At 57.1% G+C, this 580-nt stretch carries 1 pseudogene; it reads right to left on the bottom strand.

The features are described 5' to 3' along the window. Window positions 1-412: pseudogene (locus tag QUB63_RS21335) on the bottom strand (DUF5331 domain-containing protein); the annotation flags it as partial. Window positions 413-580 lie beyond the last annotated feature (168 nt).

Genomic DNA, 580 nt, shown 5'->3' with positions numbered 1-580 from the left:
CCAAAGCCGACGCTTCATCTTCCTCATCGTCGAGGTCGAGACCGCCCAAAGCCGACGCTTCATCTTCCTCATCGTCGAGGTCGAGACCGCCCAAAGCCGACGCTTCATCTTCCTCATCGTCGCCCATATCGAAGTCTGATACGGCGTCTTCCTCATCGTCGCCCATATCGAAGTCTGATACGGCGTCTTCCTCATCGTCGCCCATATCGAAGTCTGATACGGCGTCTTCCTCATCGTCGCCGAGACCGAGACCGTCCAAAGCCGAGGCTTCTTCATCCTCGTCATCGTCCATATCGAAGTCGGAGACAGCTTCATCCTCGTCATCGTCCATGTCGAAGTCGGAGACAGCTTCTTCATCCTCGTCATCGTCCATGTCGAAGTCGGAGACAGCTTCATCCTCGTCATCGTCCATGTCGAAGTCGGAGACAGCTTCATCCTCGTCATCCTCGAAGGATTCCTCCTCCGAACTCATTGCTGACGCTGCTGCCGCCAGACCGGCGACTCCGGCGACTCCGGCCGCTACTCCGGCTGCTGCTAAGGCCGCACCGCCTAATTTATTAGATTTGGCCGTTTCGGGTGC

This window comes from Microcoleus sp. ARI1-B5 (genome assembly GCF_036705795.1).
GTDB lineage: Bacteria > Cyanobacteriota > Cyanobacteriia > Cyanobacteriales > Microcoleaceae > Microcoleus.
Note: the sequence above shows the minus strand (reverse complement) of the source record. Positions and strands in the feature narration are given on the sequence as shown.